At 69.0% G+C, this 1,612-nt stretch carries 2 protein-coding genes and 2 pseudogenes (1 of these 4 cut by a window edge); 1 reads left to right on the top strand and 3 read right to left on the bottom strand.

Features of this window, described 5'->3' with window-relative positions:
* The 3 genes and pseudogenes from ACFR9S_RS10135 to ACFR9S_RS10145 all read right to left on the bottom strand — a co-directional run.
* A pseudogene (locus ACFR9S_RS10135) lies at positions 1-166 on the bottom strand (transcription initiation factor IIB family protein); the annotation flags it as partial.
* A 37-nt stretch (positions 167-203) separates the two neighbouring features.
* A complete protein-coding gene (locus tag ACFR9S_RS10140; RefSeq protein WP_379730696.1) occupies positions 204-602 on the bottom strand; it encodes an acyl-CoA thioesterase in 399 nt (132 codons plus the stop codon).
* 45 nt (positions 603-647) lie between these two features.
* Positions 648-839 (bottom strand): annotated as a pseudogene (locus ACFR9S_RS10145) (HVO_2922 family protein); the annotation flags it as partial.
* 112 nt (positions 840-951) lie between these two features.
* On the opposite strand from ACFR9S_RS10145, the gene ACFR9S_RS10150 reads away from it, so the two are divergent.
* On the top strand, positions 952-1,612 hold part of the coding region annotated (locus ACFR9S_RS10150; protein ID WP_379818550.1) for an FAD-binding and (Fe-S)-binding domain-containing protein (this coding region is incomplete at its 3' end). The annotated region continues 1,810 nt past the right edge of the window; 661 of 2,471 annotated nt are visible.

Below are 1,612 nucleotides of genomic sequence, written 5' to 3' on the forward strand. Positions count from 1 at the left end.
CGGCGGCCGCGACCGCGGGCTTGGAGCGCTCGCTCTCGGGGACGTTGCTCAGGAACAGGTCCTCGGCGGTCGACTTGGCGTCGGCGCCGAGTTCGAGGCTGTCGGCTGCGCGGTTCATCTCCGCGAGCCACTCCTCCTGTTCGACGCGGTCACGGGCGCTGTACACGGTCGTCAATCGGGGGCCGGCCCGATAAACCGTCGGCCTACAGGTCGTGGTAGGACTCGATCGCCTCGCGCCACGCCTCGGGGAGCGGGATCGACTCCTCGGCGTCGCGGTCGTACGCCACCTGCACGCTCTCGACGCTCGCCGCGAGGTTCCCGTCGGCGTCGCTGATCTCGTAGCTCATCGGGAGGCTGGACTCGCCGAGGCTGGGCACGTCGACCGCGACGGTGACGGGACCGTCGTCGAGTTCGATCGGGCGGTGGTAGTCGATCTCGATCCGGGCGAGCACCGAGGAGACCGCCGAGAGGTCGGTGTCGAGCACGTCCGCGAAGTAGTCGACCCGAGCCTGCTCGGCGTAGCTGGCGTACACCGCGTTGTTGACGTGGCCCATCGCGTCGATGTCACGGAAACGCACGCCGACGGTGGTCTCGTAGCTCATACGCCGACCTCGCGTGGCAGCGAAAAAAGGGGCACCGATCCGGACTCAGTCCTGGACCTCGATGTCGGCGTCGACCGCGTTGTCCTTCACGCTCTCGATCCCCTGTCGGGCCTTCTGCTTGCTCGCGTACCCCTCGCCGCTGTCGGCGACGATGTTGCCGTTGTCGTGGCGGAGCCGCCAGCGGTACTGCCCGGCGTCGTCCTCGTACAGTTCGAACGTGGCTTTTGACTCGGACATCGGTACGTGAATCACTCGCGTGCGTGAAACCTTTTCCGGCCCCCGTACCGCGTCACCCGCAACGTCCACCGGAGGAGGTGTACTTTTCCCGATACTCGCGTAACATCGTCCCATGGCAGCGGACCCGGATCCGGCGGCAGACGGCGACTTCGACTACCGCGGCGGCGAGGTGGCCCGGCCGGGGCTGGTCGACGATCTGGAGTCGCTCGTCGACGGCGACGTGCGCTTCGACAGCTACTCCCGACAGCTCTACGCGACCGACGCCTCGGCGTACGAGGTCACGCCGATCGGGGTCGTGTTTCCCGAGTCGACCGCGGACGTGGCCGCCGTCGTCGAGTACTGTAGCGAACGCGGGATCCCCGTCCTCCCTCGGGGCGGCGGCACCAGCCTCGCCGGGCAGACCGTCAACGAGGCGGTCGTGCTCGACTTCACCGCCGAGATGGACGCGATCAACGATATCGACCCCGAGGCGGCGACCGCGACCGCCGAATCCGGCGCGATCGTCGCCGAACTCAACGCCGCCTGCGAACCGCACGGGCTGAAGTTCGCGCCCGACCCCGCGTGGCGCGACAAGTCCGCCCTCGGCGGCGCGATCGGCAACAACTCCACCGGCTCCCACTCGCTGAAGTACGGCAAGACCGACGCGTACGTCGAGTCCTGCGAGGCCGTGCTCGCCGACGGCACCGTGACCGAACTCGGCGAGGAGCGCGTCGGCGACCTGCGGCAGCGAGCGGACCCCGACGGTGACGTCGAGGCCCGCATCGCGGCGGGCG

The organism is Halolamina salina (genome assembly GCF_042678005.1).
GTDB classification, from domain to species: Archaea; Halobacteriota; Halobacteria; order Halobacteriales; family Haloferacaceae; genus Halolamina; species Halolamina salina.

What these genes read in the sequence shown, in the direction of transcription:
- ACFR9S_RS10140 (WP_379730696.1), bottom strand. Translation starts at nt 602, where the DNA reads ATGAGCTACGAGACCACCGTCGGCGTGCGTTTCCGTGACATCGACGCG.